The following is a 16,082-nucleotide window of genomic DNA, read 5'->3' as shown; positions in this document are numbered from 1 at the left end:
AGGTGATGAATGTGAATCCACAAGATAATTTTAGAAATGCCACGATCGAAAACAGTAGTATTTGGAAGAATATAACTTTTGTAAAACTGTTTGCCTCATATGGGATTTCAACATTTGGTCGTTTTTTTGACATGATGGCTGTTATCCTATTATTTAGTTATGTTTGGCAAGTTGAACCATGGGTTATCGCCTTGGTTCCAGTCGTGTATGCATTCCCTCATGCTCTATTTAGCCAGATAGCAGGTATATATGTAGATAGGTATAATAAAGTAAAAATCATGCTATGTGCAGATCTCCTTACAGCAATTTTTACATTAATGTTGTTCTTTGTAGGGACTCCTTGGTTCGCTTTAATAGTTCTTTTATTAAGGTCCACATGTACAATTGTTCATTTTCCAGCACAGCAGGCAATCATTCAAAAGATCGTAGCACCAGATTTAATCATGAAAGCAGTGACGTTAAATGGCACGGTAAATCAACTTTCGAAGATTATTGGCCCATTCCTTGGTGCCTCCTTAGCAGCTGCTTTTTCCCCTAAAATAAGTTTCCTAGTTTATGTCAGCGCACTTCTAATTTCAGTAGTATTATTAATGACCGTTCGTCATGTGGACGACAGTACTGTTTCACTGGAAGAGGAAGGAGAGAACACCTCCGATTCTATTTGGAAAACATGGCGGGAAGGCTGGCAATTATTGTTTCAGAAGAAAATATTACTTTCAAGTTTTCTCTTCACATTACTAGCTTTTACAGCTATCCAATTAGTTGATGTACAATATGCCGTATTATTTCGGGAAGTATATCCAAGCCAACCGTCCATTCTAGGTTGGGCCATGTCTTCAACAGGAATTGGTGCTGTTCTTATTATTTTCTTTCTAAATAAAATGAAGGAAGTAAAGAGCTACGGTTGGTATTTGGGAGGTTCTGTTCTGTTCATTGGTATAGGGTTTACATTAAATGGAATGATGGCAACAGGGGCACCAGTGGTATGGCCTATTAGCGCTTCTCTTCTAGTTGGTGTTGGTGTGGGGATATTTAGCGTCATTCATAGCTATATCTTACAGAAAGAGAGTCCGGAAGGGAAGGTTGGACAAATGTCTGGGATGTATAATTCACTCTCAGGCTTCATTCTACTAAGTGCACCAATATTAGGAGGAGCCCTAGTACAGTGGGTGAACGTATTTACAGTCTTTAAATTAATAGGTCTTGTAGTTGTTGCTATTGGATGCATTGGAATTTTGTTTCAGAAAAAATTATGGTCAACCAAAAACACAGTAGAGTCTAAAGGGCGTGAAACCCCTTCTAAAGCAGTTGAGGTTGGATAATAGATTAATTATTGTAACTGTTTTGGGCTTAAAACGTCGTAAGTTGTAGAGAACTTAAAGAGGGAGGTCATTTCGTGCATAAGAATTTATTGTTTCTAGTATGTTTTGTCCTCTTAGCTGCTGCATGTGGAAGTGGCGCTATAGAGAACCCGACATCAAAGGAAATATTAGAAAATAATCCTGATGCAGATATCTTTGTCTATGATGGGATCGTGTTTTCAAATGCAAGTGATTTGCCATACTATCAATTAGATCACTCTGAAAAAGGGAACGTGCTAGGAGAAATAAAGGAAACAACAGATAAGTCGAAGAGATTCAAAGATTTCACTTCTACTGTTCTCCCAATTGGAACACCACTGTATTCTACAACGGAAGAACAAACTGATTCCCATTTTACAATTATTGCAACTGTAGATGAGGTTGACATTTTATATATTGCTTTGTTAGAAGGTTAGATGATTAATGGATGATTGGTTCTTGTTTTTGATCGTTTAAGATATTTGGCTAATTATGTTAGACTAAGACTAACTTAGATTTAGGATTTAATGGAGGAATTAATTTGGAGAGATTTTTATTTATTTTTGGACTAATCGTTTTTGCATTTTGTTTCATTTTCTTTGTAATGAATTTTGTCACAGAGTATGAGGGATTGACGTTACTTTGGACTGTGTTTGGTATGCTGAATGCTTGTATTGCAATGGGAATTTCAGAGATATTGAGTGTAGTTAAGGGGAAAGCATAATAACATAAGGAGTGATTCGATGAAAAAGAAAACGATTCAAGTAGCCACAATTTTTTCCGTGTCATTACTATTACTAAATATTATCTTTTTAGCTTCTCAAGTCGTTTCTGGTTACGTATTAACCATTAGAAATGTACCTGATATAGCTAGCGCCTATGAGCAAGCAGGTGCGTTGTCAAATGAGGTTAGTTTTGGCGTTGCAAACAGTGGTCCTTGGTGGATCAATCCGTTTTTTACCGCGTCCATTCTTATTTCTATCATTCTAACAATTTACATTTTCCGTATAAAAAATAGAGTAGCTAGCTAATGGATGCAAGTCAAGACTAGTGTTTTCAATAATGATGCATGCACAATCCTTCTCCCTAATGAATATATTAGTAAAATAGAATTAGAGGAGGGGTGCGAATTATGGCAACGAAAGATTACAGAGAGCTTCTAGATCATGAGCTAATTAATTATTATTTATGGGTGAGGTCCTATATTGAAAAAGGTTTTCGTGTAGATGGGCTCAAAGAAGAGCTTCAATTAATTCATGACGAAATGAAACGAAGGAGTATAGGGGACGAAACTGTTGATGAAAAGGCGGTCTATTTGAAAGAAATACGTCATTACATCCGCACGATTCGGTTATAAATTTTCCCCCTACCCCATCTCACCCCCGCTACGCCATTCACTAATGATACTCCTCATCATCCTTTTCAACACTCCTCATCCTGCCCCTGTAACGGACAAGCCCACTATTAATGAAATGAATCCCTCGAGACCGTACTAATGGTTAAAAATCAAAAGCATTTCATAATATTTTTCACTAATCCCCTAAAATGATAAAATAACTGGATAAGGAAGCGGGGATCAAAGATGGATGAAAATAATTTAAACGCAAGGAATCAAATAAATCAAGGCAAGATAAACAATGGAATACAAATAAAAGGAAAGGTTGATAAGTGGATAAACCAGCCATTTTCAACCCTTCGTGAAGCAGATGTTGTTCGATGTCTTACACAGATTGAAGATGAAAAAGCATTCCAGGAATTTAACCAAGTAAAAGGAATTTTATTAGCTATGGCTGCAGTAGCTCGGTTTTCAAGGACGCAGTCAGTAGATGAGAAGGTAGAAGGACGCCTCTCAGAAGCCTGGGATCTTGCAAATGAGGAGAACTATGTGGCCAAGGTCATATTGGAGGTCTATCCGTTGTCCCTAAAGCGATTTGCTTCAAATGATACGACCTTAAGTGAGTCACTACCAAGGATCAGGGAAACGGATCATAGCCAAGGTAAGAAAAAGGCTATCGAGGATATTGTTGTTAAAATGGAAGAGATCTTCGAAAGTACAGATAAAACAGTTAGAAAGATTCAGCGGCTTAAAAAGGCGGCAATGTTAACTAACGAAACTAATTTTCAAGATAAGGCTGATGACGGGGAACAGATATTACTGCAGCTTAGGGATCTAACCGCTAGTAGTATGAGGGCTGCTCGGGAATATAAAGAAACGATTAGTGGAATATATTTTTCTAAGGAAAAACACCTTGTTTTCCAAGAAACAATCAAGGAAGCAATAGAGCTAGCTGAAAAATGGGATAGTTGGGTTCAATCGATTAGAGATGAAGAAGATAACCCGTTAAAGAAGCTTAACGCGATGATAGGGTTAAGTGAGGTTAAGGCCAAAGTACAGCAGTATTATCATTACCTCGTTTATGAGCAGGAACGGAAAAAGCGAGGCTATCATTTACAGAATGAACAAAGTCTTAACATGATCTTGACGGGAAATCCAGGGACTGGGAAGACAGAGCTAGCGCGACTTTTAGCTAAGATTTATCATGAGCTTGGTGTTTTACCACGTCAGGAAATAATAGAAGTGGACCGCTCCCAACTGGTCGGTGCTTATGTTGGACAAACGGAAGAGAAAACGATGAATGTCATTGCAAATGCTGTAGGAGGAGTTCTGTTCATCGATGAAGCTTACAGCTTGAAGCGAGATGGGGCTAGTGGAAGCGATTATGGTCAGGCTGCCATTGATACACTAGTTTCGGCCATGACGAGTGGTGAATATGCTGGGAAATTTGCAGTCATCTTAGCTGGGTACCCAGAGGAAATGCGAAATTTTCTTTGGAGCAACCCTGGTCTAAGGAGCCGTTTTCCAGAAAGCAATCACATTTATCTTCCTGATTATACAGTAGAAGAACTCCTTGATATTGGGGAGCAAGTAGCACTAGAAAACGACTTTACAATCACTGAAGAAGGGGTTAGGGAATTACGTAATCGTATAGAACAAGAACGGGTAGACGAAACCTTTGGAAACGCGAGAACGGTTAAAAATATTGTTCTTGATGCTATCTTTAAAAAAGGGGCATCCGTTGCACAAGGAAAAGAGTATACAGCGAAGGACTTTACTCTTTTAGATCATGAAGCATTTTATAAAGATTCCTCCCCTTCAAAAACAATTGGTAAATCTGCTGAAGAAGAGCTAAATGAACTTATTGGTCTCAAGGAAGTAAAGGAGCAAGTGAAAATGCTAGCCTCCTTTGTGGAAGTCCAAAAGCTACGTGAACAGAAAGGTTTCCCAACTGTGCCGATTCAATTACACGCTATTTTTACAGGGGAACCAGGCACTGGGAAAACAACAGTTGCCAAGATATATGGGAGAATCCTATATGAACTTGATTTACTTAAGAGAGGACATTTAGTCGTCGCTGGACGAAGTGACTTAGTTGCAGGCTACGTAGGTCAGACGGCATTAAAAACAAAAAAGAAAATAAAAGAGGCCCTTGGCGGTGTCCTTTTTATTGATGAGGCGTATTCACTCGTATCCAGTAATCAAGATTTCGGGAAAGAAGCCATTGATACCTTGGTTGAAGAAATGACGAAACATAACGAAAACCTTGTTGTTATTCTTGCAGGGTATTCCGATAACATGAATATTCTTATGAAAAGTAATCCAGGACTTACTTCTAGATTTAAAAAGACGATACATTTCCCATCGTATGCAACGGAAGAATTAATTCAGATTCTTCAGTTCTACATTTCTCAATTTGGATATGAGGTAGGAGCGGACACGTTAGATTCATTAAGACAAGTTTTCCAACAAAATAAACCAACAGGGAATGCTAGGGCAATGAAGGATCTGGCTGAGGAGGCTATTCAACGCCAAGCCTACCGAATAATGAACTCAGAAAAGAAGGGAAATGATGAGGCAATCACGAAATTGAAAAAGGACGACTTTTTAATTCTTAAGTGAGGTGGTATCGTGCTCGTCTCATCTGAAATGATTCCAGTAAGATATGCAGAAACGGATCAAATGGGTGTTGTTTATCATGCGAATTACTTAGTTTGGTGTGAAATTGGACGTACGAAGTTAATTGAGGATTTAGGATTTAAGTACGCCGATATGGAGAAAGAGGGAATTTTATCCCCTGTAACCAGTCTACAAATGAACTATAAATCTCCTGCCAAATACGGTGAAAAGGTCATGATTGAAACATGGATTGAGAAATATAATGGCATACGCGTAACGTACGGCTACGAAATCTATAACAGTGCAGGTGAAACGTGCTTAACAGGCACGAGTGAGCATGTATTAGTCAATAAGGAAACATTTCGACCTGTGTCAATCAAAAAGCATTTTCCTGATTGGCATAAAGTTTACGATGCAAATAAGAAAAGTTAGAAAAGGTCACCAGCCGCCCTTGGAAAGCGAATGGACTGTAGCGAACACCAACGCAAATTTTTATAGTTCAGGACAAATGATGGTGATTAATAAAAGCATAAAACCTCCTTTTAAGTACAAACTATTTTTGTATATTTCGAAAAAGGAGGTTTTTACATGGCTAAACCAGATAATCGTAAAAACAATGTGGAGCGTTTAGAAAAAATGGTGGAGAATACGAAGGGAAATATGGAAGCAGCTGAAGAAACGATGCATAATGAGCATTTATCTGCAGCTGATAAACAGGCGATCGAAGACAAGAATCACCGTCGTCAAGAAAGCATTGAAAGCTTCAAAGCTGAAATTGCAGACGAAAAACAGGACAGAGAAAACGGCCGCGTATAATTAAAAGAAGGTAGGAGCTTACCATGTTCTTACCTTTTTTTATTTGGAATTTCACAAAAAATATGGGAGATTATTTTACATATCATGGGTTTTCAGTTGAATCACTTCTAAATTTCTAGTTAAATAAGAAGTGTGAAGGGAGTACATATTATGGCGTTTGGTATTACTAAAGAAGACCTTCGTGACTGGAAGGAGAAAGCCAACAATGGTGAAATCGCTTTTTTAACCCACTATTGGCTAGATGATAGATTTCCGAATACATATACAGTGACAAAGGTGGCGTGCAGTAACAAAGATCGTTTATATACATGGGGTAAGCAATATGGCTTGAAGCCTGAATGGATCCATGACAGGGATCATTTTCCCCATTTTGATTTGTTAGGGGAGTGGCAGAGGGAAATATTAAAGAAGGAAGGTTTATATAATCAACTTCTTAAGCTAGAAAAAAGAAGGGAAGGCAAAGGAATATGACATTACAACAAAAAATTATTTCAGCTCTACAAGTAAAGCCTGCGATCAATGTAGTGGAGGAAATAACAGCACGTAAACAGTTGTTAAAGGATTATGTAAAAAAAACTGGGACGAATGGCTACGTACTTGGGATCTCTGGTGGACAAGATTCCACTCTAGCTGGTCGCTTAATTCAACTAGCTATGGAGGAGTTAAATAAAGAAGAGGGAGCAAATAAGTATACTTTCTATGCAGTCCGTCTCCCTTATGGTGTTCAAGCAGATGAAGACGATGCCCAAAAGGCAATGGATTTTATTAAACCATATCATCGCTTAACGGTAAATATTCAACCTGCAGTGGACGCTGCCTATGATCAATTTAAACAGGCAACTGGGCAGGAACTTTCTGATTTCGTGAAAGGCAATACAAAGGCGAGGGAGAGAATGAAGGCGCAATATGAAATTGGAGCTCATTTTGGCTGTCTTGTTGTTGGAACGGATCATGCTGCTGAAGCAGTTACAGGTTTTTACACGAAGTTTGGTGATGGTGCCTGTGATATCGCTCCGATCTTTGGCTTAAATAAGCGACAAGGGAAGGAATTACTCAAAGAATTAGGTGCACCAGACTTTATTTTTACAAAAATCCCTACAGCAGATTTGGAAGATGATGTGCCATCTAAGCCTGACGAAGATTCTTTAGGTATGACGTATGATCAAATTGATGATTATCTCGAAGGGAAAACTGTAGATCCAGACGTGAAGGCAAATGTCGAGCGACGTTATCTGATGACAGAACATAAACGACAACTTCCTGTTACACTTTATGACCAGTGGTGGAAATAATGGAGGAAATTCAATGGATAAAGTAATGGATATAGGGCCAAAGCGCGATGGTAAAAAAGCGGATTTACATATGCATTCTACCATGTCAGATGGGGGTTATCCCCCTGAAGATTTGATGAGAAAATGTGCAGCTGCAGGTCTTCATATCGTATCTCTTACTGACCATGACACAACAAAGGGTCTAGAAAGGGCAAAGGAAGTTGCTAAACAGCATAAAATGGAATTCATCCCAGGTATAGAGTTATCAACGAGAGATGTTACTGGTACAGGGGTAGACATTCTTGGCTATGGAATAAATCCTGCTGATGAGATGTTATTGCAAACGTTGGAATTTCACCAAAATATGCGAATAGGCAGAATGGAAAAAATGATAGACCATTGCCAACAGCACAATCTAGATGTAGATTTTGAAGAGGTCAAAAAATATGCCAAAGGTGACACATACTCTAGGCCTCATTTAGCGAAAGTGTTAGTGGATAAAGGCTATGTGAAAACCGTGAAGGAAGCCTTTGACCTTTATTTAGGTCAAAATAAGCCTTGCTATGTTCCAAAAGAAAAGGACATGAGCCCGAAAGAAGCTATTGAACTCATACATCAAGCGGGCGGAGTCGCAGTGGTTGCCCACCCTATTTTTTATGAGTTGGATAATTCCATTTATAAATGGTTAACAGAAGATGGATTAGATGGCATCGAAGTGTATCATAGGGATCATGATGAACAAGCTGTACAGCGATTTTTGACCTTGGCTGTAAAGGCAGAAGAAGCAAGGGGAGCTTTCGTGTTAAAAACAGGTGGTTCCGATTTCCATCATGAGTCATTCGGCCGTGAAGGAGAACAAATCGGCCAAACTAAATTACCATTCTATGAAGCTGAAAAACTGCTCAAGAGATTGTGAACGTAGGGACGGTTCTCCCGTTTATAAAACGGGAGAACCGTCCACTTTCATTATAATAAGTTTCTATATGTATTGATTAAGCGTAAATTTTTTCCATATCTCTAAAGAATGCGACCAAGAATAGCGTGAGAGATGAACCAGAACTGCGGACCAAAGTGTAGGCCTTGGTAGATTTAGTCCAATTCCCCTAGTTTTTCGGTCAACTCATGCCCCTTATACCGCCATCATTTTTATTCACAAAATAGGCAAAGGTGGAATAAATTAAATGGAGAGCGAAGGAGGGGAGCTTTCGGTGAAAAAATATTTTATGCATGCCCATACAAGTCAAGGCTTTCATAGCTTACTAAGTGATTATTGGAAAGAGAATACGAAAGTATATGTAATTAAAGGTAGTAGTGATAAGGCACGCGGTAAGCTTTTAGCTGAAGTATTAGCATTCTTAAAGAAAGAGAATGTAACTGTCGAAGTGAATATGCATCCAGATAATGGAGAGATAATGGAGAGCTTATATTTGCCTGCATCTGAGCTACTCTTGATCGCGGACAATAGTCCATTATCCTTATCAAGCAGATTATCGACTGTAACAGATGGTTGCATCAATTTAAACAATTGTTTAAATTCTACTGATCTTCGAAAAAACAAAGTAAAATTAGTACAATTAAATGAAGAAATGGATAAACAGAGGAAGTTAGCTACAGCTTGCTTCGGGAATGGTGTAGCTGTCCATGAACAAAAAGAGGCAATCTATTTAAGTGCGATGGACTTTAGTGAAGCAGATAAAGTAGCAAATGAAATTATAACCAATTGGTTTACGGAATCGATTCAAGGAGAAGAGAACCCAAAAACTTCTAGACACTTTTTTGGAGCAGGTACCTCATATGGCCCGATTAATTTTATTGATTCAATAACAGAGGATTTAGATCACAGGTTAATTATTAAGGGGAGATCAGGTAGCGGGAAGTCAACACTCATGCGAAAGATCGGTTGGGAAGCAGAAAAGAGATTCTTATCTGTTGATTATTACCCTTGCGCCCTAGACCCAGATAGTATTGACATGGTTGTCATTCCTGCATTGAACAAGGCAATCTTGGATGGAACAGCACCTCATGTAATAGATGCAACACGAGAGGGCGACGAAATCGTGGATATGTATGAGCGCTGTATTGATCCAAGTATTGAAGAGAAATATAGTGATCGGTTAGAAGAAATTTCAAGACAATACAAAGAAATTATGAAAAAAGGTACACAGCATCTACAGCGGGCAGACGAAATAGGAGAGTTAGTCCACAAAATTTACAGTGACGCTACAGTAGAAGAAGAGTATAAAAATGTTGTGGATGAAACAATTCGTCTAGTAAAGAAGTATATATAATTCTTTAGGCGGTCATTTTAATGTGAAATAAAATGGATTTAAGCCACACCTACGATTATTAGTCTATTACTAATAATCGTAGGTGTGGTTATTTTTCATATAGAAGTTAGATAAACAAATGTACAGATCCCTCAATAATCTTCCAAGGAATTGTAAAAATGTGATACTCCTGAATCCTTGATAAGTGCTGTGGATATGCCAACCACCAGCTCGATTTCCGCGGGCAAGGCTTCAGCTTCCTCGGGAAAAGCACCCTGCGGGATCTTCAGCTCTTGCTTTTCCTGCAGGAGTCTCGCAGGTTCCTGTCATATCAACACTGTTCTTATTAAGTTCTTGTTTTTAGAAAATACCAAATAAACCTTACAAAAGTGACATTTTTTCGCAAGCTTAAAATCTATAATTTATAATGAGTTAATTGAAAATGCTAGGTAAATAATCTTAAATGTTGGCGGCTGAGGCCGTGCCCGCGGAAAGCGTCCACCAATAACGGATTCGAGTATTTGCACTACATGGTTAAATCGAAAGATTTTTTATATTTAATACAAAGGGAGAATTATTTTTATCACGGATTCTGGATACTATTAATGTAACGAGTTATAAATTCTTATAATTGTTCTATGAAAAAAAAGAAAACTATTAAAATTTCTTTCTGTGCTTAAATAGGGATCAGAGTTTTCTTCGTGTCTCGAAATTTACCATGGAAAAGTCTATCTGATTAATTTCCTTTGTGGTATAATGACCCTTATGTTTTCAAAAAAAGTGTTAAAAGTGTAATTGAATATATAAGTTACTATAATAATATTATGTAAACTAACATAACTCAAACTTATGGTACGACTTGAAAGGATAGATCCAGCGTGAAATCATCAGTTTGGAAATTAAAAGGTTTTCTATTTTTCTTCCACTCTTCCATGACAATTTTAATTAGCTATATGCCATTATATTTCCAGCATGAAGGATTATCTGGCTCACAAATTGGTGCACTATTGGCAATAGGTCCAGCAGCCTCCATCATTGCACAACCCTTTTGGGGATTTATGAGTGATAAGTGGAAAACAGTAAAGAGAATACTTCTCCTTTGCCTTATAAGCGCTTTAGTAAGCGGCTTTTTTCTGTTCCAGATGACGGAGTTTATACTCTTAGTTGCCATCATGGTTATTTTTTACTTATTTACGTCTCCTGTTGGGGGGCTTGGTGATAGCCTTGCCCATAAAGTCTCAATGGAAAAAAGAGTATCGTTTGGTAGCATTAGAATGTGGGGCTCACTAGGGTTTGGTATTTCCTCACTAGTTGGAGGATACTTACTAGCTTATTTTGGTATCACAAACATCTATTATGTTTATGCGGGTTTTATTATACTTGCATTGTTATTTTGTTCATTGGCACCTGATAGTACACCTTCAAGGAAACCAGTACAATTAGTTAATGCTTTGAAACTTGCTAAAAATGGAAAGTTAGCATTATTCTTAGGGATGATTTTAACAATTAGCTTAACCCATAGGATGAATGACTCCTTCCTTGGACTATATATAGTTGCCATTGGCGGTAGTGAATCTTATGTAGGGTGGGCATGGTTTATTGGGGTTATAACAGAGGCGTTTGTTTTTGCATTTAGTCTATATTGGTTAAAGAAGTTCAAACCATTAACCTTAATTCATCTTGCTGCTATTCTATATACCATTCGTTGGGTGTTAATGTCTTTAGTACCAGATCCGAATTTTGTTTTGGCATTCCAAGTTTTACACGGATTTAGCTTTGGAGTTTTCTATTTAACAGCATTTCAATTTGTCTCTAAACTAATTCCTGAGGAACTAGAATCAACAGGCCACTTATTATTTATCTCTGTATTCTTTGGTGTGGCAGGTGTTATTGGTTCTATCCTTGGGGGGAACATTATTGAATTCTTTTCACCACGAACATTATATGTTGTGATGACTGGACTAAGCCTTGTTGGGGTAATTGGCTCCTTCCTATACCGAATTTATTATAATCGAAGTGAAGACGGTAAAAAGGAAGAAGAACCAAGTATGACTTAGAGTAGCCTTTAGGTAATTACATCATGTGTATTTTCACGGTAGCATTACTGAAAAAGAGAAATCAAAGGGCAGGAGCTAGGACTCTTGTCCTTTTTATTATGCGAAAAACATCTTATTGAGTCAAAACATGTCAATAATTTATAAAATAATGATATATTTGTCTTAGTCCTTTTTTCAGAATATGGGGAAAATAAATACATAAAGGGGTTATGTAATGAGAAGAAGCTTAAGGTTAAAAATTTTATTAGGGTTTGCAATTATACTTCTTATTACTGTTACCATGTCCGCTTTTTCTTTATACAACCTGTCAGTTGTTAATGAAAATGTAGAAGGAATTGTAACTGAGGAGATTGCCAGGGTTTCTGCCAGTGATGAAATGGCCTACAATATGGCAGATCGAATGGCAAACATCCGTGCCTATTTATTGAGTGGAGATGACGAATACCGAGAAAACTTCATTCAAATGGCTGAAGAAAGTGAAGTACTTGGAGAGACACTACTTGCTTTTTACCCGGAGGATGAAGAAGTGGCTCATTTCGTAGAAAGAAGTGGCTACTGGAATCATCTGACGATCAGCAGGGTGTTCCCTTCTTACTTGGAGCATGGGGCAGGGACTGCTTTTGTAACAGTTCGATATCAGCTCGATCCAATAGCTGAAACCGTCCAACAAGGTTTTAGGGAGTTAGCGATATCGGAGCGCCAAGCGATTACTAATGTTGGAGAAAACCTTATTGCTCAAGGTGAAGCTGTACGTGTTATTAATATCGTTGCTGCAACTGTGGGCCTTGTCATTGGTATTTTCGTGGCATTCTTCGTAGCAAGACAAATAGTTACTCCAATTCTAGTAGTTGTGAATAAAATACAAGAAGTAGCCAAAGGTAATTTCAGCGGAGATGAGATAAAAACAAAGTCTAAAGATGAAATAGGCCAACTAACATCGTCCGTAAACGAGATGGTTGAAAATCTACGATTCTTACTTCAAAGGACAATGGACACAAGTAACAAGGTTGCAGCAGCGTCCAAACAGCTTTCGCAAAACTCTGAAACGACCTCCCAATCTACTTTTGAAATTGCTAAAACTACTGAGGAAGTTGCAGCAAGTGCTTTGAACACAGTGCAGACGTCCAAGGATAGTGCAATGGCAATGGAGGAAATGACCCAAGGAATCCAGCGAATTGCAATGTCTTCTCAAGTTGTGGCTGAAACAGCACAAGAGGCTACAGTGGAAACAGAACAAGGGAATGGAGATATTCAACAAGTAATATCACAAATGGAATCCATTTCAACTTCTGTTATGAAAATGTCTAGTGTAATGAACGAGCTTGGCATGAAATCAAAATCCATTGGCTCTATCGTAGAAATCATTACTAATATCTCAGAGCAGACGAACTTACTTGCTTTAAATGCTGCAATAGAGGCTGCAAGAGCTGGGGAGCACGGAAAAGGTTTTGCTGTTGTAGCAGATGAAGTTCGAAAGCTTGCAGAAGAATCTAGAAAATCTGCTATGGACATAGGAAGTGTTATTCAAGAGATTCAGCAGGAAACGGATCAAGCAGTTCATCACATGAATGAAGGATCTGATGAAGTAAAAACAGGTATATCCACTGTTAATAAGGCAGGAGAAGCTTTCCACCGTATTAGTGAATCTATACAGCAAGTCTCCACACAAATTCAAGAGGTTTCTGCAATATCAGAGGAAATGTCTGCAAGTGCAGAACAAGTAAATGCGTCTGTGGAGGAAATGGCTACTACGGCAGGAGAAACTTCTTCACGATTTACGCAAGTACAGTCAGGAACTGATGAGCAATTGTCGTCCATTCAAGAAATTTCTGCAAGTGCTGAACAACTGAATCACTTGGCAGAAGAACTAAAACAAGAGGTTAAAAAGTTCATTATTTAATGACCAAAAGAACTAGACATCAACGGTCATGATGTAGTCAGAAAAAATGCCAAATTGCTATATAAGTGATTTGGCATTTAGTGTTTCCTTTCCATCTTAGTCTCCGATATAATAAGTATTATATAATACCTAATATCTTAAAATACAGAGCATAGGTGATGTCATGAAAAAATTTGGAGTCCTCTTAATAGTAGGATTCATACTATTTATTATATTTATAGATTGGGATGTAATAAAAATCTTTATGGAACAAGACATAGAGTACTTTACATCAGGAGCTCTTCTAGATGAACTTGGATATGGCCTTCTGTGGGTCACTTTACCTTTAATGATCATTCAAGGAGTCGTCACCTTATTTCCTATCCTTATCATCATTTTATTGCATTTTGTTTCTTTTGGATTAACTTGGGGATTTTTGTTTAGCCTCATTGGAGCAATAATTGGGGCACTTGTCTGTTACTGGTTAACGGATACTTTAAGTAGTAAGTGGGTGGATCGGTTTTGGGGGAAACGTGAAAAAACACTCAATAAGATTCTCGGATGGATTCATAAATATGGTGTCCTCGTTATTGTTGTTTTGAGAAGTATACCAGTAATGCCAAGTAATCTCATTTCAATTGCAGCAGCATTGAGTCCAGTAACAAGCCTCCAATATTTCTGGTCTACCATTTTGGGGAATATCTCCATGGTATGGATTTTAAGCCTGTTAGCAGCACCTTTGTGGATAAGTGATTCTTACTTTCTACCATACTTGATTGGCTATATTATTTATTGTATTGCCGTTGCTGGTTATTATAGCATTCAATTTTTCCAGACAAAAAGTCGGAAATATGCCGGAGACTCTTAACTTAGTGACTTTTTTGCTTAGTTACCCATTTAGAGAACCGCTGCATGACAACACCATGAATCCAACCTTGTGTCAACCGATATGAAAGCCAAGGAAGTGCTGGCTTAAAATGAACAAGTGCTGTATATAAATAGTCTCCTCTTTTAACAAACCAAAAACGTCCAGCAGGGGTTAGGAGGTGCCTTTCCTTATTAAGGAATCCACCTTGAATAATGATCTCTGCTACTTCGTCTAGATTAAACTCGTTATTTTTTTTCAAGGAAAGTAGTGGGTGATTGTTGAATCCTTTTATACAAAATGGATAGTTCTCCCCACTTACTTTTACCTCAATCAATCCCACTGTGAACCGCTTCAGCCATTTAAAATACTGTAACGCCCATTGAGACGCTGATAAGTCGTTGTATACGCTTATTTTCTGAACCGACATCACTGTATTTTGCGATGCTGACATAGTCATGCCATCATCACATAATTGCTTAGCAATTTCTGGCAATTTTCCTTTGACGATTTCATGTAAAGGTATCGTTTTTTGCCCATTTAAGCATACAAATACATCTTTATGAAAACAGATGGACGCCTCGTAGAATAAGGATAAGATCATTTCTGTATAATGAGTTAAACTTCCTTGTAGCATCCGATCATTTGGGAGAAGATTACCTATAATGATTAGTTCATCGTAGTTTTGGAACAAGTATACGATTGAGTCCCAGTGACAAGGGAGCTCCTTTTTATTTGGATTTGGGATAGAGTGTCCTAGGTGGTAGACAGGTTGAATTGATTTTGGAAAAACCTTTTGGTCGACTGATGCTATGTACGCTGTTTTTTTCTGTTCCACAATCATTCGCCCTTTTCTAATGTTTTATCATTTTCTACATATTCTAATTATAACCTGAGATGTTGCCTGCGGAAAGGAAACACTGTTAAGAGTGAGGGAATCTATGTCGTATATTGGGCCTTGTGTGAAAGTGTTCATCAAGTATTAAATTTAACCATGGAGTAATGTAAAAAAAGGACTTTCTTTCTATTATGGCGAATTGTAAGATAATAGTATGTAGATTGAGAGCGTTAGGGGTGTCGCTTATGAAAACTTTTAAATTATGTTCATTAGCCGTTCTGTTCGATGATGAACAGAACCATAGCAGTGAGAATCGTGGAAAAGATATTCCTTTGGTAGATGGATTGATTATTAATAAAGAGGAAGCACGAAAAAACTGGTTGATAGATGCGGTGGTTACACCAGACTGGAAATCATTCTTTGAAGACTACCTTCAAAATGAGCAGCAGTTTATGGCCGAGGTTACGATCACGAGAAAAACGAATGATCCTGCAACCCTTGTATGTGATGTGAAGGGAATTAGGGACCTACATGACAATGTCAGTATCCATTTAGATGGTACTCTTGTTGTGAAAAAGGATGATTTATCAGATATGCTCCTTAAAAACTTAATTGATGAAGGATATGAAGGAGAAGCGCTATTTCAGGAGTTCAAGCGCCGAAAGAAAGATCGCGGCCAAGCAATTCAGGGGATATTATCCAACGCATACAAACAAGTGAAACAAAAAGGGTACTATGATTCAGAATCATCTTAGATTAGCGGAACGTCTCTACGCAAGGGGCGTTCTTTTTAT

General features: G+C 38.0%; 17 protein-coding genes. 16 read left to right on the top strand and 1 reads right to left on the bottom strand.

Features of this window, described 5'->3' with window-relative positions; translation table 11 throughout:
- Positions 1 to 11 precede the first annotated feature (11 nt).
- From BW724_RS12125 to BW724_RS12055, 15 genes are all read left to right on the top strand, one after another.
- Positions 12 to 1,322: an MFS transporter gene (locus BW724_RS12125; RefSeq protein ID WP_176371394.1), complete on the top strand. Its 1,311-nt coding sequence runs from the start codon at positions 12 to 14 to the stop codon at positions 1,320 to 1,322.
- A gap of 74 nt (positions 1,323 to 1,396) precedes the next feature.
- Positions 1,397 to 1,777 carry a hypothetical protein gene (locus BW724_RS12120; RefSeq protein WP_088075466.1) on the top strand — a complete coding sequence of 127 codons (381 nt, stop codon included), beginning with the start codon at positions 1,397 to 1,399 and terminating at the stop codon, positions 1,775 to 1,777.
- 104 nt (positions 1,778 to 1,881) lie between these two features.
- Positions 1,882 to 2,064 (top strand): hypothetical protein, encoded by a 183-nt coding sequence (locus BW724_RS12115; RefSeq protein WP_088075465.1) that lies wholly within the window; start codon positions 1,882 to 1,884, stop codon positions 2,062 to 2,064.
- Between the two features lie 19 nt (positions 2,065 to 2,083).
- Positions 2,084 to 2,371 (top strand): hypothetical protein, encoded by a 288-nt coding sequence (locus tag BW724_RS12110; RefSeq protein ID WP_088075464.1) that lies wholly within the window; start codon positions 2,084 to 2,086, stop codon positions 2,369 to 2,371.
- Between the two features lie 101 nt (positions 2,372 to 2,472).
- On the top strand, positions 2,473 to 2,697 hold the full coding sequence (locus BW724_RS12105) for a hypothetical protein (RefSeq protein WP_088075463.1): 225 nt from the start codon (positions 2,473 to 2,475) through the stop codon (positions 2,695 to 2,697).
- A gap of 225 nt (positions 2,698 to 2,922) precedes the next feature.
- The gene (locus tag BW724_RS12100; protein ID WP_088075462.1) at positions 2,923 to 5,298 is read left to right on the top strand and encodes an AAA family ATPase; all 2,376 of its coding nucleotides are present in this window, start codon (positions 2,923 to 2,925) and stop codon (positions 5,296 to 5,298) included.
- 9 nt (positions 5,299 to 5,307) lie between these two features.
- Positions 5,308 to 5,727 carry an acyl-CoA thioesterase gene (locus tag BW724_RS12095; RefSeq protein ID WP_088075461.1) on the top strand — a complete coding sequence of 140 codons (420 nt, stop codon included), beginning with the start codon at positions 5,308 to 5,310 and terminating at the stop codon, positions 5,725 to 5,727.
- Between the two features lie 156 nt (positions 5,728 to 5,883).
- Positions 5,884 to 6,111, top strand: a complete 228-nt coding sequence (gene tlp, locus BW724_RS12090) for a small acid-soluble spore protein Tlp (RefSeq protein ID WP_088075460.1) — start codon at positions 5,884 to 5,886, stop codon at positions 6,109 to 6,111.
- 150 nt (positions 6,112 to 6,261) lie between these two features.
- Positions 6,262 to 6,582, top strand: coding sequence for a hypothetical protein (locus tag BW724_RS12085; RefSeq protein ID WP_088075459.1), 321 nt, complete (start codon positions 6,262 to 6,264; stop codon positions 6,580 to 6,582).
- Positions 6,579 to 7,403: an ammonia-dependent NAD(+) synthetase gene (gene nadE / locus BW724_RS12080; protein ID WP_088075458.1), complete on the top strand. Its 825-nt coding sequence runs from the start codon at positions 6,579 to 6,581 to the stop codon at positions 7,401 to 7,403. The genes BW724_RS12085 and nadE overlap by 4 nt, the downstream gene beginning before the upstream one ends.
- A 13-nt stretch (positions 7,404 to 7,416) precedes the next feature.
- Positions 7,417 to 8,298 (top strand): PHP domain-containing protein, encoded by an 882-nt coding sequence (locus BW724_RS12075; protein ID WP_235848957.1) that lies wholly within the window; start codon positions 7,417 to 7,419, stop codon positions 8,296 to 8,298.
- Between the two features lie 292 nt (positions 8,299 to 8,590).
- Positions 8,591 to 9,670 (top strand): hypothetical protein, encoded by a 1,080-nt coding sequence (locus BW724_RS12070; protein WP_140354960.1) that lies wholly within the window; start codon positions 8,591 to 8,593, stop codon positions 9,668 to 9,670.
- Positions 9,671 to 10,527: 857 nt separating this feature from the next.
- Positions 10,528 to 11,706, top strand: a complete 1,179-nt coding sequence (locus tag BW724_RS12065) for an MFS transporter (protein ID WP_235848956.1) — start codon at positions 10,528 to 10,530, stop codon at positions 11,704 to 11,706.
- Between the two features lie 214 nt (positions 11,707 to 11,920).
- Positions 11,921 to 13,606, top strand: coding sequence for a methyl-accepting chemotaxis protein (locus BW724_RS12060; protein WP_088075456.1), 1,686 nt, complete (start codon positions 11,921 to 11,923; stop codon positions 13,604 to 13,606).
- A 163-nt stretch (positions 13,607 to 13,769) separates the two neighbouring features.
- A complete protein-coding gene (locus BW724_RS12055) occupies positions 13,770 to 14,453 on the top strand; it encodes a TVP38/TMEM64 family protein (RefSeq protein ID WP_088075455.1) in 684 nt (227 codons plus the stop codon).
- 1 nt (position 14,454) lies between these two features.
- Here the strand turns inward: BW724_RS12055 and BW724_RS12050 are convergent, their stop codons facing one another.
- A complete protein-coding gene (locus BW724_RS12050; protein WP_088075454.1) occupies positions 14,455 to 15,288 on the bottom strand; it encodes a hypothetical protein in 834 nt (277 codons plus the stop codon).
- Between the two features lie 245 nt (positions 15,289 to 15,533).
- Between BW724_RS12050 and BW724_RS12045 the strand changes: the two genes are divergently transcribed.
- Positions 15,534 to 16,043: a YwpF-like family protein gene (locus BW724_RS12045; RefSeq protein ID WP_088075453.1), complete on the top strand. Its 510-nt coding sequence runs from the start codon at positions 15,534 to 15,536 to the stop codon at positions 16,041 to 16,043.
- Positions 16,044 to 16,082: the final 39 nt, after the last annotated feature.

The organism is Litchfieldia alkalitelluris (genome assembly GCF_002153425.1).
Taxonomy (GTDB): domain Bacteria; phylum Bacillota; class Bacilli; order Bacillales; family Salisediminibacteriaceae; genus Evansella; species Evansella alkalicola.
This window is presented reverse-complemented; position numbering and strand designations above follow the sequence as displayed.